This window comes from Sorangium sp. So ce375, from assembly GCF_051473855.1.
Classification (GTDB): domain Bacteria; phylum Myxococcota_A; class Polyangia; order Polyangiales; family Polyangiaceae; genus Sorangium.
In genome coordinates, this window is the sequence record NZ_CP150335.1 from 2,234,776 (window position 1) to 2,254,284 (window position 19,509).

The 19,509-nt window shown below is 72.5% G+C and carries 14 protein-coding genes; 4 read left to right on the top strand and 10 right to left on the bottom strand.

The window, feature by feature from the left end; genetic code table 11:
* Window positions 1-82: 82 nt before the first annotated feature.
* The 5 genes from WME90_RS08575 to WME90_RS08595 all read right to left on the bottom strand — a co-directional run bounded on the left by WME90_RS08575 (window position 83) and on the right by WME90_RS08595 (window position 4,536).
* Window positions 83-652 (bottom strand): tellurite resistance TerB family protein, encoded by a 570-nt coding sequence (locus WME90_RS08575; RefSeq protein ID WP_437280593.1) that lies wholly within the window; start codon window positions 650-652, stop codon window positions 83-85.
* 291 nt (window positions 653-943) lie between these two features.
* Entirely contained in the window at window positions 944-2,086 is a 1,143-nt protein-coding gene (lipA, locus tag WME90_RS08580) for a lipoyl synthase (RefSeq protein ID WP_437280594.1), read from the bottom strand.
* A 130-nt stretch (window positions 2,087-2,216) separates the two neighbouring features.
* Window positions 2,217-3,353 carry an S-methyl-5-thioribose-1-phosphate isomerase gene (gene mtnA, locus WME90_RS08585; RefSeq protein WP_437280595.1) on the bottom strand — a complete coding sequence of 379 codons (1,137 nt, stop codon included), beginning with the start codon at window positions 3,351-3,353 and terminating at the stop codon, window positions 2,217-2,219.
* On the bottom strand, window positions 3,354-3,686 hold the full coding sequence (locus tag WME90_RS08590) for a hypothetical protein (protein WP_437280596.1): 333 nt from the start codon (window positions 3,684-3,686) through the stop codon (window positions 3,354-3,356).
* Between the two features lie 10 nt (window positions 3,687-3,696).
* Entirely contained in the window at window positions 3,697-4,536 is an 840-nt protein-coding gene (locus tag WME90_RS08595; protein ID WP_437280597.1) for an SDR family oxidoreductase, read from the bottom strand.
* A gap of 888 nt (window positions 4,537-5,424) precedes the next feature.
* Here WME90_RS08595 and WME90_RS08600 point away from each other — a divergent pair.
* Both WME90_RS08600 and WME90_RS08605 read left to right on the top strand, forming a co-directional pair.
* The gene (locus tag WME90_RS08600; protein WP_437280598.1) at window positions 5,425-6,531 is read left to right on the top strand and encodes a CAP domain-containing protein; all 1,107 of its coding nucleotides are present in this window, start codon (window positions 5,425-5,427) and stop codon (window positions 6,529-6,531) included.
* Window positions 6,532-6,787: 256 nt separating this feature from the next.
* A complete protein-coding gene (locus WME90_RS08605) occupies window positions 6,788-7,531 on the top strand; it encodes an alpha/beta hydrolase (protein WP_437280599.1) in 744 nt (247 codons plus the stop codon).
* 50 nt (window positions 7,532-7,581) lie between these two features.
* Here the strand turns inward: WME90_RS08605 and WME90_RS08610 are convergent, their stop codons facing one another.
* Both WME90_RS08610 and WME90_RS08615 read right to left on the bottom strand, forming a co-directional pair.
* Window positions 7,582-8,559 (bottom strand): hypothetical protein, encoded by a 978-nt coding sequence (locus WME90_RS08610; RefSeq protein WP_437280600.1) that lies wholly within the window; start codon window positions 8,557-8,559, stop codon window positions 7,582-7,584.
* Window positions 8,560-10,239 carry a hypothetical protein gene (locus tag WME90_RS08615; RefSeq protein ID WP_437280601.1) on the bottom strand — a complete coding sequence of 560 codons (1,680 nt, stop codon included), beginning with the start codon at window positions 10,237-10,239 and terminating at the stop codon, window positions 8,560-8,562. It lies immediately after the preceding gene.
* Window positions 10,240-10,971: 732 nt separating this feature from the next.
* Here WME90_RS08615 and rlmN point away from each other — a divergent pair.
* The gene (gene rlmN / locus WME90_RS08620; RefSeq protein ID WP_437280602.1) at window positions 10,972-12,165 is read left to right on the top strand and encodes a 23S rRNA (adenine(2503)-C(2))-methyltransferase RlmN; all 1,194 of its coding nucleotides are present in this window, start codon (window positions 10,972-10,974) and stop codon (window positions 12,163-12,165) included.
* On the opposite strand, the gene WME90_RS08625 is transcribed toward rlmN, so the two are convergent.
* Window positions 12,143-12,931 carry a DUF5995 family protein gene (locus WME90_RS08625; protein WP_437280603.1) on the bottom strand — a complete coding sequence of 263 codons (789 nt, stop codon included), beginning with the start codon at window positions 12,929-12,931 and terminating at the stop codon, window positions 12,143-12,145. The genes rlmN and WME90_RS08625 overlap by 23 nt on opposite strands.
* Window positions 12,932-13,611: 680 nt before the next feature.
* Here WME90_RS08625 and WME90_RS08630 point away from each other — a divergent pair.
* Window positions 13,612-17,076, top strand: a complete 3,465-nt coding sequence (locus WME90_RS08630) for a nitric oxide synthase oxygenase (RefSeq protein WP_437280604.1) — start codon at window positions 13,612-13,614, stop codon at window positions 17,074-17,076.
* A 707-nt stretch (window positions 17,077-17,783) separates the two neighbouring features.
* Here the strand turns inward: WME90_RS08630 and WME90_RS08635 are convergent.
* On the bottom strand, window positions 17,784-18,059 hold the full coding sequence (locus WME90_RS08635) for a hypothetical protein (protein WP_437280605.1): 276 nt from the start codon (window positions 18,057-18,059) through the stop codon (window positions 17,784-17,786).
* Between the two features lie 362 nt (window positions 18,060-18,421).
* Window positions 18,422-19,468 (bottom strand): hypothetical protein, encoded by a 1,047-nt coding sequence (locus WME90_RS08640; protein ID WP_437280606.1) that lies wholly within the window; start codon window positions 19,466-19,468, stop codon window positions 18,422-18,424.
* Window positions 19,469-19,509: the final 41 nt, after the last annotated feature.

Below are 19,509 nucleotides of genomic sequence, written 5' to 3' on the forward strand. Positions count from 1 at the left end.
GTTTGACTCGCCGCGGCGAGCTCGAACCGGCGCGCGCCCTGATGCGCGTTTCCCGCCGTACGCGGCGGCGCCGACGTCCACGCTAGACGTTCACGGGCTCGGCCGCCTGCGCGAGGGCCTCGTCGACGGCGGCCGCGTCGAGCTTGAACCCGCGCGCGAGCTGCTCGAGCACGGCGTGCTCCTGCGCGCTCACGCCGCCGGAGGCGTGCGCCATGGAGGCCGCCACGCGGAGCACCTCGCGCTGGTGCTCGGTCCGCGCGATCGTGCGGGAGACCATGGTGATGCGCTTCTCCAGCCCGTCCTCGGCCAGCATCTCGCCGAGATCGGCGATGAGCGCCTCGAGCTGCTTCTCGTGGACGAGGTTCTGGCAGGCGCCCGCGACGATCGCCTGGAAGCGCTCGCGCTCCTCGTCGTCGAAGTGGTCGTCGGCGTTCGCGACGAGGAACGCGGCCTCGATGATCGTCTCGAAGAGCGCCACCGCGGCGGGATCGAAGCCGGTGGGCATCGTGATGTCTTCGATCGGAGGGCGTGCGCTGTAGGCCCTCGCCGCCTGGGCGAGGATCGACGCCACGCGCACGCGGGGTCTCTCCGAGCCGAGACGCGGGACGCCGGGAGCGATGCCGCCGGGGCGCCTGTTGATGGGAGCGGACATCGTGGTGTTGGACCCTCCTGCCGCGCACAACGCTCAGCCAAACGCCGTGAAGCGTCAAGAGCGGTGCCCATCCGCTTCGGATACGGGCCCATCTCGGCGTTTTCGGTGCTCAGCGCACCGGAGTGCGCTTCCGCGCCGAAAACGCCGATCTGGGCCCGTCTCCTGTGCGGATGAGCACCGCTCTGGCGGCGGACCGGGGAGGGAGGCCGCGTCGGTGCTCAGCACACGGGAGCGCGCTTGCGGGCCGAAAACGGCGATCTGGGGCCGTCTCCTGTGCGGATGAGCGCCGCGCTAGCGGCGGACGAGGGAGGCCGCCGGGACGAGCCGCGCTGGGCTGGACGACGCCGTCGTCGGGGCGCCGAGCGGACCGGGCTCGTCCGGATCGAGCTCTGCGGTGAGGCGGGCGGCCTCGCGGCGCGCCACGGCGAGGCGCTCCTCGAGGAGCGCCTCGATGGACGCCGCGCCCGCGGGATCCTCGCCGGGGGCGGCGGCGCCGGCGGGCGGCGCCGCGCCGCCTCGGTCCATCAGGCTGCGGACGAAGACCTCGGCCGCCTTGTAGCTCGACCGCACGAGCGGCGCGCTGGCGGCGTAGAGGAAGCCCATCTCGAGCGCAGCGCGCTCGAACGCGGCGAACGTCTCCGGCTCGACGAAGCGGTGCACGGGCGCGTGCTTCGAGGAGGGGCGGAGGTACTGGCCGATCGTCACGATGTCGACCCCGGCCTCGCGCAGGTCGCGGAGCGCCTCCAGGACCTCGTCGTCGGTCTCGCCGATGCCGACCATGATCGAGCTCTTCGTGAGCCGCCGCGGCGGGGGCGCGCCTCCCTCGGCGGCCTCCGCGGCGAGCCGCCGCTGGCGCTCCTTCGCGCGCCGCAGCACCGCGAGCGACTGATCGTAGCTCGACCGGACGTCGCGGATGACGCGCGTGATGCGGCGGACGACCTCCACGTTGTGGGCGAAGACGTCGGGCCCGGCGTCGACGACCGTGTCGACGCCGCTCATGTGGCCCTGGAAGTCGCCGACCAGCGTCTCGATGAGCAGGTCGGGGCGGAGCGCGTGCAGGCGGCTCACCGTGCGGGCGACGTGCTCGGCGCCGCCGTCGAGCAGGTCGTCGCGGTTGACCATCGTCATCACGACGTACTGGAGCGAGAGCCGGGCGATCGCGCGGGCCACGTGCTCCGGCTCGCGCACGTCGACGGCGCCGCGGGGATCGCCGGTCGTGACCGCGCAGAAGCGGCAGCCGCGCGTGCACACGTCGCCGAGGAGCATCACCGTCGCGGTCCCCTCGCGCCAGCACTCGCCGACGTTCGGGCAGCGCGCCTCCTCGCAGACGGTGTGGAGATCGAGCTTGCGGAACGTCTCCTTGAGGTGGTGGTAGGTATCACCCCCGGGAGCGCGGACCTTGAGCCATTCAGGTTTGGGGGAGAACTGCGCCATCAGGGGTGTCCTTAGCCCATGCGGCGGGGGAGCGCGAGGGGGAGGGCGCGCGCCCGCTCCGCGGCGCTCCGTGACGCGCGCCGTGACGCGCTCCGGGACGATCGCGCGCCGGAGCCGCTCGCGCCCCGCGTCAGCCGGCCGGCGGCACGGAGCGGCTGATCTCGCGCGTCGTCAGCTTGCCGCGCTCGGTGAAGATGGCCGTGACGAGCTCCGCGGGGGTGACGTCGAAGGCCGGGTGCCGGACGGGCACGCCGGGCGGGACGACGCGGAGGCCGCCGACGACGGCCAGCTCGTCGCGGCTCCGCTCCTCGATCGGGATCGACGCGCCGCTCTCGGTGGCGAGGTCGATCGTGCTCCACGGGGCGGCCACGTAGAACGGGACGCCATGGTGACGCGCGAGGCAGGCGAGGCCGTAGGTCCCGATCTTGTTCGCGACGTCGCCGTTCCGCGCGATGCGGTCGGCCCCGACGACGACGGCGCCGATCTCGCCCTTCTGCATGAACCACGCGGCCATCGAGTCGGAGATCACCTCGACGGGGATGCCGTCCCGCTGGAGCTCCCAGGCCGTGAGGCGGGCGCCCTGGAGGTACGGGCGGGTCTCGCACGCGAGCACGCGGAGCGCCTTGCCCTCCTCGATGGCGGCGCGGATGACGCCGAGCGCGGTGCCGTAGCCGCCCGTCGCGAGCGCGCCGGCGTTGCAGTGGGTGAGGACCGTGCCCGACTCCGGCAGGCGCGCCGCGCCGGCGCGGCCCATCTGGTGGCACGCGGCGACGTCTTCCCGGTGGATCTCGCGCGCGAGCTCGGCGAGCTCCCGCGCGCGCTCATCGCCGCGGCGCCCGGCGTGCTGCAGGGCCGTGGCGATCATGCGCCGCACCGCCCACCCGAGGTTCACGGCGGTGGGCCGGGCGGCGGCGAGGTGCTCCCCCGCCGCGCGCATGGCGGCGACGTAGCTGGAGGCGCCCTCGTCGCGGCCGGCGCGCGCGGCGAGCGCCATCCCGTACGCTGCGGCGATGCCGATCGCCGGGGCGCCGCGGACCACCATGGTCCGGATGGCCTCGGCGACGCCGGCGGCGTCGGTCACGGTGAGGTAGCGCTCGCGCTCGGGCAGATCGCGCTGCTCGAGGAGGAACACGCGGTCGTCGCCCTGCGCGAGCTCGACGGCCGAGTAGTCGGCGCCGGAGAGGGCCGCGGCCGGTCCCCAGGGGGGCTCCGGCCGCGCGCCATCGCCCGGCTCGGGTGTCTGCTCTGCTCCGAAGCCCGTGCCCATTCAGCGCCTCCCGTTCGAGCGTGACGGCTCCCCCGGCGATCCGTCGTCCGACCCCGGCGCCTCTGCGCTCGCGGCGAGCCGGCCGCGGATCTCCTCCGCGGCGGTCGCGAAGTCCTCCGCCGCGTCGGCCTTGCGGCCCGAAAGGTAGGCCCGGAGCGCGTCGGCGGCGAGCAGGGCGAGGCTCGCGTTGATGCCGCGCGACGTGAGCGCCTCGATCACGTCGCCGTTCTTGAGCAGCGTCTCGAGGTCGTCGAAGACCGCGGCGAGCTCCGGCCCGGGATCGATGCCGCCGAGCGCGGCGGGGCGCGCCTTCTTGTCTTCCTCGCGGGTCACGGGGTGCGCCTCATCGCTTCGTGGTCGTCGCCTTGGGGATCGCGGTGAAGGGGAAGTGCGGCGGCTCCACGCCGGGCACGCACTGGTACTTCGAGAAATCGGTGACGCCCTCCTCGCGGAGCAGGGCCTCGTCGATCCACGCCTTGCCGCGCCGGGCCGACGGCTCGCGCGAGAGCAGGGCGAGCGTCGCGTCGGCGAGGATATCCGCCTTGCGCCAGAGCTCCGGGCCGCCGAGGCCGAAGTTGATGGTGGCGAAGCTCTCGATCGCGGTCGAGGGCCAGAGGGCGTGGGCGGTGACGTTGTGCTCGGCGTACTCGCCGGCGATGGCGTCGGCGATCATCGTCATGCCGAATTTCGAGACCGCATAGGCCCCGTGGTGGGCGCACGCCGCGGGGTCGACGGGGGGCGACATCATGATGATGTGGCCGTATTTTTGCGCGATCATGTGGGGGAGGACGGCCTGCGAGAGGGCGAACGACGCGCGCACGTTGATGCCCATGATGAGGTCGAACTTCTTCATGGGTGTGTCCACGACGTCGGCCCACCAGAGCGCGCCCGCGTTGTTGACGAGCGCGTCGATGCGCCCGAGGCGCTCGACGGCCGTGGCGACGGCGCTCTTGCAGGCCTCGTCGTCGCGGACATCGAGCTTGATGGGCAGCGCGCGGCGGCCGAGCTGCTCGACCTCGCGGGCGACGTCGTGGATCGTGCCCGGGAGGCGCGGGTTCTCGGCGACCTCCGTCTTCGCGGCGACGACGATATCCGCGCCTTCTCGCGCGCAGGCGAGGGCGACGGTCCGGCCGATGCCGCGGGAAGCTCCGGTGATGAAGACAACGCGGTCCTTGAGGCGCATGGAGGGCGGTCATAGCACAGGAGCCGCCGCGGGTGCGGCCTCGCGGTTCGCTGTCGAGCGGCCGTGCTGCGGGGTCGCCGCGCAGCTACCCGGCTTACTCGGCTTACCCGGCTTGCTCGGCTTACTCGGCTTACTCACCTAGCGGCGCCTTACGCGCGCCTCCTCGCGATCGCGACAGCCGCCACGCTGCGCCGGTGAGGCTGCGCGTGCGGCCTGCGGGAGGGCCACGCCCCGCGGCGCGGCTGCGGCGCAAGGACGAGCTCTGCTGTGGACGTGAGCGAGCGAGGGCGCTCAGGCGGGCCATGGGACGTGAGATGGGACGTGGCGGTGTGCGAGGAGCAGGGGAGTCGCGGGGAGCGTGGGGGCGTTCGATTGACATGCTGCGGACATGCCGCCTGCCGCCGCCCGGGAGCCCATCGATGCACGATTCCGGCCGGCGGAGGCTGGAATGGTGTCGTCGCTGTGCCATGCCCGATGAGCGCGTTTTCGCTCGGGGCACGGACACCCACCCTTCGGACCAGGGGAGATGTTGTGCCCTGCTGGCTCCATATCTCACACCGCCTTTGCGTGAACAAATCCCGTGTCGTCGAGGCTCGCGAAGATCGGTTTCATGAATCTTGAAAAGATCCAGTGAGCCGGCGGCAAAACATGCGCGCTGGGGTGTTTCATACCTGGACATGCCAGCGGTCCGGTGACACCGTGTCGTGAGCGAAACGAAGGGAGGCGCTGCGCCGCGTGGGATCGCGCCGTGCGCTACTCCGCCCCCTGAACAACGCTGTACTGGGGTGGCCCGCCCCGGCGCCGTGTGCCCCGGCGTACGTGCTGGCGCGAGCCGCGATGTCGCGGCGGGCCGAGCTCAGACAGGCTTAGAGAACAAGGAGCATGCATATGAGCGCTTTGCACAGGACGCTTGTCCTCGCCTTCCTCGCTGGCTGTTCTGCTGTCGGCTGCCTCGCCTCGACCGAGGTCGACGAGGAGCCGCCGGCGGAGCTGTCGGAGGAGAAGTCCGCGCCGCTCGTGGGGGCGGTGTGCGATACCGCGCCGGAGGGGTCGGACGTCGAGCTCTCCTGTCCTGCCGGCGAGGTCATCACGGCGATCCAGTTCGCGAGCTACGGCAGGCCGCGCGGGGTCTGCGGCGGCTACGCCGCCACGTCGTGCAACGCGCCGACGTCGAAGGCCGTGGTGGAGCGCGCGTGCCTCGGAAAGGCGAGCTGTACCGTGCAGGCGAGCAACGCGACCTTCTCCGGCGATCCGTGCAGGAGGAACGCGAAGCGGCTCTACGTGCAGGCGGCGTGCGGCCCCGCGACGCCGGGCAGCGGCGCGGGCGGAAGCGGCGGCGCGGGCGGCAGCGGCGGCACGGGCGGCAGCGGCGGCGCGGGCGGCAGCGGCGGCACGGGCGGCGCGGGCGGCAGCGGCGGCGCGGGCGGCAGCGGCGGCGCGGGCGGCAGCGGCGGCTCGACGAGCGGCGAGGTTTGCGGGAACGGCGTTTGCGGCACGGGTGAGGACTGCTCGAGCTGCTCGAGCGACTGCGGCGCCTGTCAGATGTGCAGCGGCGCCGGGCCCAGCACGACGCCGCTCGACACCGAGGAGCAGGCGTTCCTCGCCATCATCAACCAGTATCGCGCGGAGAACGGCCTCGGCGCGCTCTCGGCCTGCACCTCGATGAGCCGCGCCGCTCAGGGGCACAGCGAGGACATGCGCGATCAGAATTACTTCTCGCATACGAGCCTCGATGGCCGGACGCCGTGGACCCGCATGTGCAACGCCTGCTACGAGCTCGGCTGCGGGGGCACCGCCATGGCCGAGAACATCGCCGCTGGCAATGCGGCGGCGCAGGCGACGTTCACTCAGTGGAAGAACTCGGACGGCCACAACAAAAACATGCTCGGCTCTGCCTACAAGGTCATCGGCATCGGGCGGGCGACCGGGGGCGGGACCTACGGGTCCTACTGGACCACGGTGTTCGGCGGCAGCTCCGAGGCGAGCTGCAATTAGCGCCGGCACGCGCGGCAGCAGCCGCCTGCTCGCAGCAGCGTGTCACGCGCGAGGCGTTCTGCCACGGCGGCGCGGCGCGGCCCGGGATCCGAGATGGCCTGCGCCGCGCCGCGCGCCGCAGCGGGAGAGCAGCAGCCGAGTGGCGGCCTGGTGATTGCTTCACACGGGGACTGTGGAACAGCAGACCTCCGCGCAAACACATATCATCTATCTCCTCGGTCCCTACCGAATTCCTGGCTTCTACGGGGAGCGCAACGTGCGTGTCTACCTGCCCGACGAGGGGGCGCATCGGGGGCCATCGCCTGTGCTCTTCCTGTTCGATGGGCAGAACATCTTTCACGACGACCCCTCCTACAGCGGAGGGTGGCACCTTCACGAGGCCGTCCGTGATCTCGCCGGACGAGGTCTCGAGGCGCCCGTGCTCGTGGGGATCGATCATGGCGGGGCCGAGCGGCTGACGGAGCTGTCGCCGTTTCCGGGCGACGGCAGCGAAGGAAAGCTCGACGATTTTCTGGGCTGGCTCACCTCCGAGATCGTGCCGGCCGTACAGGAGCGCTTCCCGGTGCGGCGGGACCCGGCCAGCACGGCGATCGGCGGCGCATCCATGGGGGGCCTCGCGGCGCTCTATGCCCATTTCCGCCGCCCCGACGTGTTCGGGGCCGCGCTCTGCATGTCGCCATCGCTCTGGTTCGCCGAGCGGAAGATCTTCGAGGTCCTCGTGTCCCGGGCCGCCCCGGCGAGCTCTCGGCTGTACGTCGACGCCGGCGCTCAGGAGGACGGCGGCTCGGTGCTGCGCGACGCGGCGCGGCTCGTGGAGCACCTTCGCCAGCAGGGCTACGGGGAGGACAACCTGCTGTTCTGCCCGGATGAGGACGGGGCCCACTGCGAGGACGCGTGGCGCCGGCGCGCGCCGGCGGCGCTGCAGTTCCTGTTCACCGAGGCCGAACGGGAGCAGCAGGGCGGCGCCGGAGCGCCGGAGGGGGCGCAGCAGGCCGCCTGATCTCGTGCGATCCGGGGCTCATCGCGACGGCGGCCGGGGCCCGCCGTCGCCTACCGCCGCCCCTTGCTCCGCTTGCGTGTCCCCTGGACGATCCGCGCCGCGTCGCGCGCCGGCGGGGCGGTCGCGCTGAGCGCCGCGGACAGGCGGTCGACCTCCGCGATCGAGAAGGACGCCTTCCGGAGCGCCGCGATCGCCTCTGACACGACGGCGCGCGACTCGGGGCGCTCCGCCCGCGTCTTCTCCTCGAGCCAGCGCACGACCTCGGGGAAGCGGCCGGCGAAGGCCGCGATCTGCGCGGGCATGCCCTGCCGGAGGAGGCGCAGCCCCTGCAGCCGCTCGTCGGCGCGCGCGGAGCGATCCGAGAGCACGAACGCCTCCTCGAGGCGGGCGACGAGCTCCGCGCCCGCCGAGAGCCCGGCGAGCAGCGTGCGCTCGGCGAGCGCCTCGAGCGCGACGTACGCCTGCAGGTAGCCGTCGGTCCAGGACGACAGCTCGCCGACCAGCGCGTCGCCGCGCGCCGCGATGACGGCGCGGAGCGCCGCCACGACCCCGTCGCGCACGACGCGCCGCGGATCTTCGGCCAGCTCCTCGAGCCCCTCGAGCGGATCGAACCCACCCCGCCCGCCGCCCGCGCGTGGCGCGCGCCCCGCTCCGCTCGCCCGCGCCGCACCCTGCACCGCGAGCGAGGCGAGCGCCTGAGCCGCCACGATGAGCGCGTACTCCTCGGTGGTCGAGCAGAGCGCCCGCACGAGCCGCTCGGCCGGCGCGCCGCGGTCCGCGATCGCCGCGCCGACCGCCCGCGCGAGATCCATGTTCACGCGCGGCAACGGGGCGTTCGGGCCCAGGTCGGGGCCGGGCGCGCGCACCCCGCCGCGCCGGGCGGGCAGGCCGGAGCTGCGATCGAGCAGCGCGAGCAGCTCGGCAGGATCGCCGAGCTGCGCGGCGCGCTCGATCGCCGCATCGATCTTCGGGTTGCGCAGCGCGCCCGGGGGAATCGCCCCCCGGCGCAGATCCGAGGTGTCGGCCATTCAGAACCCCAGGGAAAGACCGACCTCCGGGGAGAGGACGGTGGTTACGACGGGAAAGGTGAGGCTCGCGCGGAGCGCGAGGTTCAGCGAGACGGCTTCGATCGGCGCATAAGCAACGCCCGCGCCGACCGACGCGAACCCCTGGCCCGCCTGCCGGGTAGCGGCGAGCGTCTGCTGCCGAGCCTCGACCCTCCCGCTCCGGCCAGGCCTCGTGCACGGGCTCGTGTTGTCGTCAGGGTCGGCTCCGCAAGCGCTCGCGTCCTCGAGGACCTCCACGTCGACCTCGGTGTCGACCTGCGCGACCCCGGCGGCCGCGAGCACGAACGGGCGCGCGCCGGTGCGCTCGAACGGCCGCGCGGCGAGGAAATACTGGGCGCGCGCCTCGAGGTGGAGCGGCAGGAACGAGGCGCCGCCCTCGGTCGTGCCGCCGGTCGCGAAGCCGACGCGGCCGCCGACCGTGAGGTTGTCGAGGACCAGCCGATCGTAGGCGAGCGTCACCCGCAACGTCGCGAGCGCGAAGCCGAGGTTCACGTCGTTCGCGACGTTCTTCGTCGGCGTGCCGTCGTACCGGGTCCCGTCGTCGCGCAGGCACACGAAATTGTCGCCCTGCTGCGACGCGACGGCGCACACATCCCGGCCGGAGAGCAGCGCGACGTCGGGGGAGAAGGTGAGGGCGACCCAGTTCCTCCGGACGTCCGGCGCAGCCTTCGCCGCGGCCCGCGCGACACACGCGCCGCCGACGCAGGCGAGCCCGCCGTTGCACTGCCGGTCGTCGAGGCACTGCCGCGGCCGCTCCTGCTCCGGGGCTGCGCACTCCTCCGGCGGAGCGTGGCCCGGCCAGCGGGGCGGCGCCGAGGTGATGCGCGCCCTGATCTGCGTGACCAGCGGGGCGTCGCGCGTGCCGGCGCTCGCGAGGATCGCGCCGTCCTCGTCGACGGCAGCGACGTGAACCTGGAGCTTCCCCTTCCTTCCCACCGCGGCGCACGGCACGTTGATGCCGAACCCCTGGCCCCGCAGCTTCTTCATGACGAGGGAGCGGTACTCGCGCTCGCCGGGCGCCAGGTACCAGACGATCACCTGCTTCACGCTGGGCAGCAGCTCGGCAGGGACCTCGACGTAGAGCGGGACAGGCGTGCGGACGCGCTGCTCGGGCAGCGGCGCGACCTGGAGCTGCGCTTCAGGTGCCGCGGGCGCTCCGGCCGCCGCGGGCACTCCGGCCGCCGCGGGCGCTCCGGCCGCCGCGGGCGCTCCGGCGCCGGTGGCCGCGCGCGCCTGCTCGAACGCGAGCGAGAGCTCCGGGGTCGTCAGATCCGGGTCCAGCCTCGCCGAGGGATCGACGCGGAGGGCCTCCGCGAACGCGTCGCGCGCGTCCTCCAGCCCCTTCCTGCCCTGAGCGAGCACGGTGCCGAGCGCGACGAGCAGCTTGGCCTTGACCGCGGGCGAGCAGCCCGACGCGCCGCAGGCGTCGATCGCGGCCCTGAGCTTGCGCTCCGCGTGCGCGAACCGCGTCTCGAAGTAGTCGGTCCCCATCGCGTCCTTCAGGACCGCCTCCGCCTGTGCATCCCGCGGCGGAGCCTGCGCGGCCGCGGCGCCCGCGACGAGCCACCCGGCGAGGCTCCCCGCGGCGATCGCGAGGAACGCGCGCGGCGCGCGGGAAAGGGGGCCGTTGCACGCGGACATCGGCCCGCAACGTAGCCCACCGGTGTGGTCGCGAGCGCCAAAAAGCTCCGGTGCGGGAACCCCGCTCAGCGACCCCCGCCACTCGCCGCGCGCAGCAGGGACAAATAATCCACAGGTTGTTCCCAGCTTGTGGAATACCCATAGGACGCCCTGGCACCTTCGCCGAGGTGCCGGGTCCTGCGCTGCTCGCGGGGCGGCAGCCCTTCCAAGCCCCGGCGCCGGCCGAAGCCAGCCCGGGCATGGACGCGCCGCCCACACCGATGTCACCGATTTTTCTGCGATTTCTGGCGCTTCGTGGCCCGACGCGCCTCCCGACTTCCGGGCGCTAAACTCCCTCCTTCGGAACCAATCTGCAACCCAAAAATCACGCTCCTGAGCCCCGTTTGACAGTCCACATGCTTGTCCACAGATTGGCCACCTGATGGCCCCAGGCGACGCGCAGATTTCGTCTCAGATGGCGGGCGCCGCATGAGTATTTGCTCGACTTTCGGGTGGCGATCGACACGCGATTGACAAGCCCGCGACGACCTGAATGGCGAGGCGGCGGATGCCGGAGCTGGACCGGAGCGCGCGGCGAGCGGCGCCTCCGGCGGCTATCCGGACACCGGAGGTCGACCGGAGCGCGCGGCGAGCGGCGCCTCCGGCGGCCGTCCGGGCGAGGCGGTCGCGCCGAGCGTGGGCGCTGCGTCGCTGGGCCGCGCGGCGCCGCGCGCGGCGTGCTAGCGGGTGCGCATGCGCGTTCCGGAGATCCCTGAAGAGACGGCGTCGCCCCTCCGCGCCGGCGACCCGCCGGCGGAGGCCGCAGGACGCTCGCTGATCCGGAGGAGCGCGCGGGGCGGCGCCCGGCTCGCCGACCACGACGCGGCCTCGCTCGCGGAGCTGCTCTGCCGGGCCGGCGGCACGGCGTCGGCGGCGCGCGCGGTCGCCGGCAAGGTGGTGCGCCACGCCTTCGGCGCCGAGCCGGGCGCGCCGACACCTGCGCCGGCGTGGGACGCGAGCGCGCTCGCCGCCCTGGGCGTCGGGGCCTGGGCGCACGAGGCGCTCCTCGCGCTCGATCCGGGGCCGTCGCTCGAGATCGCCGAGCGGGCGCCGGCGCAGGACGACACGCTGAGGCTCGTCCTGCGCGCGCGCGACGGCGCGCTCATCGAGTCGGTGCTCATCCCGGGGCCTGCCCGCACGACGCTCTGCGTCTCGAGCCAGGTCGGCTGCGCCAGGGCCTGCTCGTTCTGCGAGACGGGGCGCCTCGGGCTCGCGCGCCAGCTCGCCGCCGGCGAGATCGTGGATCAGGTCCGGATCGCGCGGGCGCTCGCGGCCGAGCGCGGCGGCGCGCCCCTCAGGAACCTCGTCTTCATGGGGATGGGGGAGCCGTTCGATAACCTCGGTGAGGTGCTGAAGGCCGTCCGGCTGCTCACCGATCCGCGGGCCTTCCGGTTCGCGCCGTCGCACGTCACCGTGAGCACCGTCGGGGTGGCGGACAAGATCGAGCCGTTCTTCCGCGAGGCGAGGGCGGAGCTCGCCGTCAGCCTCAACGCCCCGGACGACGCCCGCAGGCAGGCGATCATGCCGGTGAACGCGCGCTTCTCGATGGCGGCGCTGAAGGAGGCGCTCGCGCGGTCGCTGCCGCAGGGTCGGCGCGTGCTGTTCGAGTACGTGCTCTTCGATCGCTACAACGATGCCCCGGAGGACGCGGACCTCCTCGCGGCGTACGTCGCCGGGATCCGGTGCAGGGTGAACGTCATCCCCTGCAATCCAGGCCCGGATCCGGCGCTGCGCCCGCCGACCGCCGAGCGGCTCGACGCCTTCGTGGCGCGGCTGTCCGGCCACGGCGTGACCACGCTGGTGCGGCGGCCGCGGGGGCGCGACGTCGGCGGCGCCTGCGGTCAGCTCGCGGGGATGGCCCGCATCAAGCAGCCAGCGCCAGCGTGAGCGCGGCGCCGCGGGCGAGCGGGGCCCCGACGCGGAGCGCCCCGTGTCCCGCCGCGAACGTGCGGGCGATCTTCCCCGAACGCTGGTTCATCCGGGCGAGCACCGCGCGCTTGCCCGCCTCGCCGCTGCGCCCGAGCGTCGCGAGCAAGGAGAGCAGGTCGGTCCAGACCCTGTCGCGCCAGGCCCTCAGCAGGAAGAGCACGACGCTCGAGACGGAGCGCTCGACGTCCCCGGTGAAGGTCGCGATCCGGGCGAGCGGGCAACCATAACGAACGCGCAGGATCGCGAAGATCTCCGGCATCGCCGCCGCGAGAATTTCATTCACAAGGTCGTGGTCATGACGGTAGCGGCGGAGAAGCCGGGCGTCCTGCGCCGCGCCGTGCTGGACGATGTTCCGGTAGAGCCCGAGGGCCAGGTCGTAGTTGATGTGCGCGTTGATGCCGAGCAGGCCGTGGACCGCCGCCGCGGGCCCGCCCGCGCTTGTGCACTGGAACGCGATGTCCCACGCCTCGATGCCCGTCGGCCGCCCGTCGAGCGACGCCGCGAGGGCCGTCAGGTAGTACTCGCAGAAGATGCCGGCCAGGCGTGAGATCCACGCCGGCTCGAGGAACCGGTCGTCCGAGCCATCGACGACCGCCTCTTTCACGCGGCGCGTGATCACGGCGTAGACGTCGGGGAACACCGCCCGCGGGTCGTTCCTCTCGCGCAGCCGCGCGGCGACCGTCTCCAGCGCGACGAGCGCCTCGGAGACGTTCGCGGGCGCCATCGTCACGCCCTGCAGGACGGGATGACGCGTGGTGGATGCCGCGGGGGACGCGGCCAATGACCGCGTCTGCTCGCTCCTCATCGCCAGGGGTCGATCCGAAGTAAGGGTCTTCATGGCTGCGCTGAGCAGGCGAATTCAAGGATCGTGCCCGTATGTCCGGTTCGCAGTCGTACACACTCACGAGATGTGCGGACACGCGCAGGGCGGAGCTCGAGCGCGCGCGGCGGACGCCTGCACGCTCGTCCGCCCCGTCTTCTACAAGCACGATTTCTCGTGAATCCGGCGGAGGCTGCCCGCCCGGATGATCAGGCGAGCGCGCGCGGCCATCGGCGGCGCTCGGCCGCTACCCGGGGCCAGGCCGGCGAGCGGCCGCCGCGTCGGCGCCGTGTCCCGACAGGGCGCGAGCGCTGACGGCGCACCAAAGTGCCCCATGGGGCAGATTGTTACGCGCGGACGGATCTCCTCCAGGCAAAATAAGGAGGCTCCCGATACCGCGCGCACCTTGGTGGTTTGGGTGCGGCGGTGTGCGCCGCGTCGAGGGGGGCGTTTTCGGGTTTCGGCTCGCCGGGGGATGCGCCGTATCCTGGCGCGGACCGCTCCGCGCCTGCGCGCAGCCATCGATGTCGACCGGCGGTCGCGAGGGCGATTGCGCTCCTCCGCGGCTGCCTTTGCCGAGCACCATGAGCTTCCTCAAGATCGTCTGTTCCGAGCCCAGAAACGACCTCGCCTCCTTCCTCCAGTCGCTGCCGATCGAGCCCGCGGCGCCGGCCGTCGCGCTCGTGATGAGCACCGCGGATCTCGCCTACCCCCTCGTGGCCGCGAGGACCTTCGTCGCGTCGGCGAAGGAGGTGGGCGCGTCGCACCTCCTCTGGGTGGCGCCGTACTTCCCTCCCTCGAGCCGGGTGGGGCAGCAGATCCGCGACGCTGAGGCGTCCGTGCGCGCCTCCGGCCAGGCGGTGACGACGGTCTGGCACGGACCGCTGCTCAGCGCGCTCCACCTGTGGCGCGAGGACATCCGGCTCCGTCGCGCGCTGCCGCTGCCGCTCGGCGGCGGCGCGTTGCCCTGGGTGGCGCCCGCCGACGTGGCCCGCAGGGCGATCCGAGCGCTCGAGCAGCCCGGCGCGCCGGCGCCCGTCGTCTGCGGCCCCGCCGCGTGCTCCGGCGCCGAGCTCTCGGCCGCGCTCTCCCGCGGCTTCCGGGCCGGCCTGACGAGCGAGCGCTTCGCCTTGCGCCGGTTCGAGGAGATCGATCGCGACAACAACCGCAAGCTCAGCGAGGACGAGCTCCTGCCGTACCTCACCGGCCTCGGGATGCGGGCCGACGAGGCGAGGGCGCTGCTCCTGGCCGCGGACACGACCGGGGACGGGACCCTCGATTTCGAGGAGTTCACCGCCGGGCTGCGGGGGCGGCTCGACAACCTGGTCCAGCAGCTGCTCCGCGAGGACACCTTGGAGCTCCGGTACGTGGACACGCCGGCCGATCAGGCCGTGGCGGCGCTGGTCCAGGCGGGCCTGCGGAGAGCGGCGGCCGAGGCGCTGATCGAGGGCTGGGCGAGCCTGGCCAGGGAAGGGATCCCCGCCGACGTCCGTGGGTCCGACGAGGCCTGGCTCGAGCTGCCGCCCGCGGGCGTCGACGCCTGGGCCGAGCGGAACGCGCTCGATTACGTGAACGTCCACCTCCTGCCCGGGCAGGGGCTGCTCTCCCGGCGCGAGGGGATCATCGAGAGCGGCGCGGCGATGGGCGCGCTGGCCGGCAAGGAGGCCGCGATCTCGAAGATCGTGGACGGCGGCGGCCGCATCCTCTCGCTCTCCCGCGCGCTCGACGGGAGCGGCGTCTCGGCGCGGTGGCTCGACGCGCCCGCGGAGAGCCTCCGGTGGGTCCCGTGCGGGGATCGCGACAAGCGCCGCGCGCTGCTCGTATCGAGCGGGCAGCTCACGGGGCTGCACGTGGAGGGCGAATGGCAGGGCCTCCCCTCGGCGATGCGGCTGCTCATGGCGCGCGCCGCGCTGCCCGGCTGGCAGCTCACGACGTTCCGGGAGCTCGGCGAGCTGAAGCTCGATCAACCCGCGGCGCTGTTCGAGCCGAACGAGATCGTGTGCAACTGCGCCGGGGTCAAGCGCGGGCAGATCACGAGCCTCATCGAGGCCGGGTGCGCGACGCCCGCCGAGCTGTCGGAGCGGACGCGCGCAGGGCAGATCTGCGGCGGCTGCGCCCCGGCGGTCGCCGAGATGTTCGGAGGGCCGAGCCTCCAGCAGGCCGAGGTGAAGGCCGCGCGGGAGCTGTCCCCTGGAATTTTCCAGATCACGCTCTCACCTGTCGGCGGCGCGCCGTCGGCGTCCGTGCCCGGGCAGCACGTGCTCGTGCAGGGCTACCTCGATCGGCGCTGGGTGGCGCGCGCCTACACGCTCTCGGCGCCGGCGCGCGCGGGCGGCGACTACGAGATCACGGTGAAGCGCGAGGAGCTCGGGGTGTTCTCGCGGTGGCTGTGCGAGCGCGCCGCGGCCTCGCTGCTGCGCGCCTCGGCGCCGAAGGGCACCTTCGTCCTCCCGGAGCCGCCCGTGGAGCGGGTGGTGTTCCTCGCGGGCGGGATCGGCGTCACGCCGGCGATGGCGATGCTGCGGGCGCTCGACGGCAGGGCCGGTCGCCCCGACGCGCGGGCCTTCCTCCTCGACTGGTCGGCGTCGCGCGCGGCGGACTTCGGCTATTTCGAGGAGGATCTGCGCGCGATCGCCGGCCGCACGCCGGGCGTCGCGCTCCGCTTGCGCGCGACGAAGGCGGAGGGGCGGCTCTCCAGGGAGCACGTGGCCGAGCTGTATCCCTACCGGCCGGGATCGCGGGCGCTCGTGTGCGGGCCCGAGGGCTTCATGCGCGACGCGCAGGAGCACCTGCGCGCGGTGGGCTGGCCGCCGGACGCCATCCAGCGGGAGCTGTTCAGCTCGAACGTCGACACCGCCGGCGAGATCCGCCCGACGCCGCTCCGGCGGGCCGGCGGCGCGCGCGCGGCCGGCGGGGTGTGTCCGGTCGAGCACGGGTCGTTTCACGTGACGCCCACCGCGCCCGAGGCGGCGCTGACAGAGGCCGAGGCGTTCCTGCGCCAGTGTTACGCGGAGCTCGGGGTGCCCTCGGCGGTGGAAGAGCGCTGGCAGGAGGTGCGGGCGAGCCTGGAGAAGCACGGGACGTACACGCACCTGCCGGACGAGCTCGCCTATGGCGCCCGGCTCGCGTGGCGCAACAGCTCGCGCTGCATCGGGCGCTTCTTCTGGTCGACGCTCCACGTGCGCGATCTGCGCCACTTGAAGACGGAGGAGGAGATCTTCCAGGCGCTCGTCGAGCACCTCGATCTGGCCACCAACGGGGGAGACATCCGCGCGACAATGACGGTGTTCAGGCCGGGTGAGCCGCGGATCCGCATCTGGAACGGTCAGCTCGTGCGGTATGCGGGCTACCGGCTCCCGGAGGGCGGCGTCCTCGGCGATCCGGGCAACGTGGAGCTGACGGACCAGGCCCTCGCGCTGGGCTGGCCGGGCGGGGAGCGGACGCGCTTCGATCTGCTGCCGCTGATCATCCAGATCGGCGACGGCCGGCCGAAGTGGTTCGAGGTGCCGCGGGAGAAGGTGCTCGAGGTTCCGATCGAGCACCCGCGGTATGCGTGGTTCGCCGAGCTCGGGCTGAAGTGGCACGCGCTCCCGGCGGTCTCCAACCTGGCGCTCGACGTCGGAGGGATCCAGTACACGGCGGCGCCGTTCAACGGCTTTTACATGGGCACCGAGATCGGCGCGCGCAACCTGAGCGACGTGACGCGGTACGACCAGCTGCCGCTCATCGCGGATCGCCTCGGGCTGGACCGGACGCGCAGCGACACGCTGTGGCAGGACGCGGCGCTCGTCGAGCTGAACATCGCGGTGCTGCACTCGTACCGGCAGGCGAAGGTGCGGATGATGGACCACCACACGCTCTCGGAGTACTTCAAGAAATTCGAGCAGCAAGAGCGGCAGTGCGAGCGCCCGGTCTACGCGGACTGGACGTGGATCGTCCCGCCGATGTCGGGATCGACCATGGCGGTGTTCCACACCAACATGCAGAACAAGATCCTGAAGCCGAACTATCTGTATCAGGACGATCCATGGAAGCCGTCGAAGGGATAGCGCTGCGTGTCGGCCATCCCGTCACGGATCGCTGACACGCAGGACCAGCACCCCGTCGGCCAGCGATGCGGCAGCCAGAACGCTCACCGCACTCCACGGCAGGGCCCCTCGCGCCCGTCGTACAGGACCGTGACCCCACCGCCGTCATGGATCTGCGTCGTCCTGGGCGAAGAGGGCGCGTGTCGTACGCGGTCATCGAGCTGAGCGCGGGGCCGAGACAGGGCATGAGAGAGCACCCGTGCGTCGGTGGGGTCTCCGTGTAGGTGCGCGAGCGCCGCGCCTCGTCAGGGGATGGGCGTGAATCCTCACTTCAGAAGATGGCCAGGATACGGGGCGGGTTCGCTGCTTGCATCTTGGCCCCGCCATGAAGCAGTTTGCCATCACCACCATCCGTCGCGGTCTTCTCGTGATCACGGCGCTGCTCGCGCCCGGCGCCGGTTGTATCGCTGAGCCGCTGCCCGACGAACCCGACGGAGAAGGGAGCAGCGTTCCCACTCCCGCGCAGGAGGAGGGAGAGCCCGTCGGGGTCGCGCAAGAGCCGCTCACGTGCGAGCTGTTGTCCGCTGTGCCGTTCGGGGACAGTGTATGCGTTGTATACTGTGTTTTGCGCGGACACCGCGGCGGCCATTGCGACGAGAAGGATGTCTGCGTCTGTCGAGGCTGATTGTCTCGGTCGTCGTCCTCCCCGGCGTCCGCGGCTGCGCGTGTCAGCGGCGGCGGGAGCAGCGGAGCCGGCCGTCGTCGTTTTCAATGTCTCCTCTGCACCTCCTGTAGTCTACAAGGCGTGTCCTGTTGAAGTTCCCCCGCCGGTCTTCGCACCTGGCGAACAGCGAGCCTCGCTCCGTCCGGACGTCCCTGCACGTCCTGAGGTAGGAGCCGCGCGGTGGCCGATCCCGATCCTGGGCTTGCGCCACATCGCTGCTGGACAGCACGGCGGACAGCGAGAGCGCGCCGAGGATCAGCGCGCCGAGCAGATTCTTCATGGTTCCCCCTTTGGCGCACCGCCCCGCAGAGCGATGCCATTGAAGATCTCCTGGGGCGGGCTCTACGGAGGCGCAATCCTGCTGGAGCTGGAGCCTTGGGCCCGAGCATGAACGGCCGAGCCGCAGAGACACGGCGGTCGAAGCCGGGAGCGGAGAGCCGGAACGCTGGTTTTTCTGTTCTCTCGAAGCCCTGATTCGCTGTGTCTCCGTCGAGCGAGCTCTCTGCGTCTTCCAGGGCGTGTCGGCAGGTTCTGGGACGACCAGGATCGCGCGGTCTTCGAGCGGCTCGCGTTGCGCCGCGCGCTGGCCTCGACGAGGCTGGGGTCACGGGGGCCGGTGCTGAGAAGCGCCGGCGGCGGCGCTCAGCGCAGGGCCTGCTGGGCGCTGGACGCCGCGAGCGCCTGACCGAGCCACCGCTCCAAGGTCGCGAGGTCGACGCACGCCTCGATGCGCGCCTCGTCCTCCGAGGCGAGCGGGATCTGCCGGTGTGCGAGCACGCGGCGCAGGGCCGCGCGCGCCTCGTCGAGGCGACCCTCGAGGCGGCCTTCGTCGACCAGACGCTGCTTCATCTTGGGATTGGCCGTGAGCAGGACTTCCAGGATGCGGTCCTGGCGCGCGTCGATCTCGGGATCGCCGGTCCTGGCGAACCGCCACAGGAGCTCCTCACGGGCTGTCATCGACATGGGCAGGTACTGTAGCATGGACAGCACCCACTCAAGCGGCCGGCGCGGCGCCACCCAGCGGGCGAACTCGTCGAGCGGCTGCCCCGAACGGGCTACCAGGAACGGCACCAGCTCGTCGCGCAGCGGGAGCTCGTTCGCCGCCACCCACACGAAGCAGCGCCCCAGCGGCTCCACCGCGTAGCAGCCAGGCGCGAAGCGAACGGGATGGCGCGCCTGCCTCAGCCACCCCGGAACGTGCGGCGCCGCCAGCCAGAGCGGCGTTTCGCCCGGCCAGGACGGAGCCCGCTCCTCGACCCGTTGCACCTGCCTGGCCTGCCGGCGAAGCAGGGCCCGCTCCACCGCGCTCATGTCCAGATGGTCCCCCGCGAGCTTCAGCTCCACCACGATTTCCTCGTACGCCTGCGCCGCCGGCCACGGGGGCGGCAGGTGCGCGAGGAGCCCCGGGCGGCGAATCGCGAGCAGACCGTCGGCCTGTACCCTCTCCAGCCGTATCTCGGGCGGATCTTGCCACATCACAGCTCCAGCCGTGACCCGCTCTGTCTCTTCGGCAAACGTCCGCTTCGCGAACAGGTCCGGCTGACCCATCGTGTTGCGGGAGGTAGCAGACTGGGAGCGCCGCAGCCAGTCACGTGCAGGCGGCAATCTCACGGATCGCCGTCTGAGGACAACCCTCGCGATGCCGCTGCGCGAAGAGCGATGAAATGTGCAATTCTCGAACTGGAACAAAGCTGTCCCCGTAATGCCCCTGGCAGGTGCATCGCTGCCGG

Bases quoted from the DNA above. Each gene is read 5' to 3' on its own strand.
- WME90_RS08625 (WP_437280603.1), bottom strand. From the start codon at position 12,931: ATGGCGCCCGCGAACGTCTCCGAGGCGCTCGTCGCGCTGGAGACGGTC.
- rlmN (WP_437280602.1), top strand. From the start codon at position 10,972: ATGCGCGTTCCGGAGATCCCTGAAGAGACGGCGTCGCCCCTCCGCGCC.
- WME90_RS08615 (WP_437280601.1), bottom strand. From the start codon at position 10,239: ATGTCCGCGTGCAACGGCCCCCTTTCCCGCGCGCCGCGCGCGTTCCTC.
- WME90_RS08630 (WP_437280604.1), top strand. From the start codon at position 13,612: ATGAGCTTCCTCAAGATCGTCTGTTCCGAGCCCAGAAACGACCTCGCC.
- WME90_RS08575 (WP_437280593.1), bottom strand. From the start codon at position 652: ATGTCCGCTCCCATCAACAGGCGCCCCGGCGGCATCGCTCCCGGCGTC.
- lipA (WP_437280594.1), bottom strand. From the start codon at position 2,086: ATGGCGCAGTTCTCCCCCAAACCTGAATGGCTCAAGGTCCGCGCTCCC.
- WME90_RS08600 (WP_437280598.1), top strand. From the start codon at position 5,425: ATGAGCGCTTTGCACAGGACGCTTGTCCTCGCCTTCCTCGCTGGCTGT.
- mtnA (WP_437280595.1), bottom strand. From the start codon at position 3,353: ATGGGCACGGGCTTCGGAGCAGAGCAGACACCCGAGCCGGGCGATGGC.
- WME90_RS08635 (WP_437280605.1), bottom strand. From the start codon at position 18,059: ATGAAGAATCTGCTCGGCGCGCTGATCCTCGGCGCGCTCTCGCTGTCC.
- WME90_RS08610 (WP_437280600.1), bottom strand. From the start codon at position 8,559: ATGGCCGACACCTCGGATCTGCGCCGGGGGGCGATTCCCCCGGGCGCG.
- WME90_RS08595 (WP_437280597.1), bottom strand. From the start codon at position 4,536: ATGCGCCTCAAGGACCGCGTTGTCTTCATCACCGGAGCTTCCCGCGGC.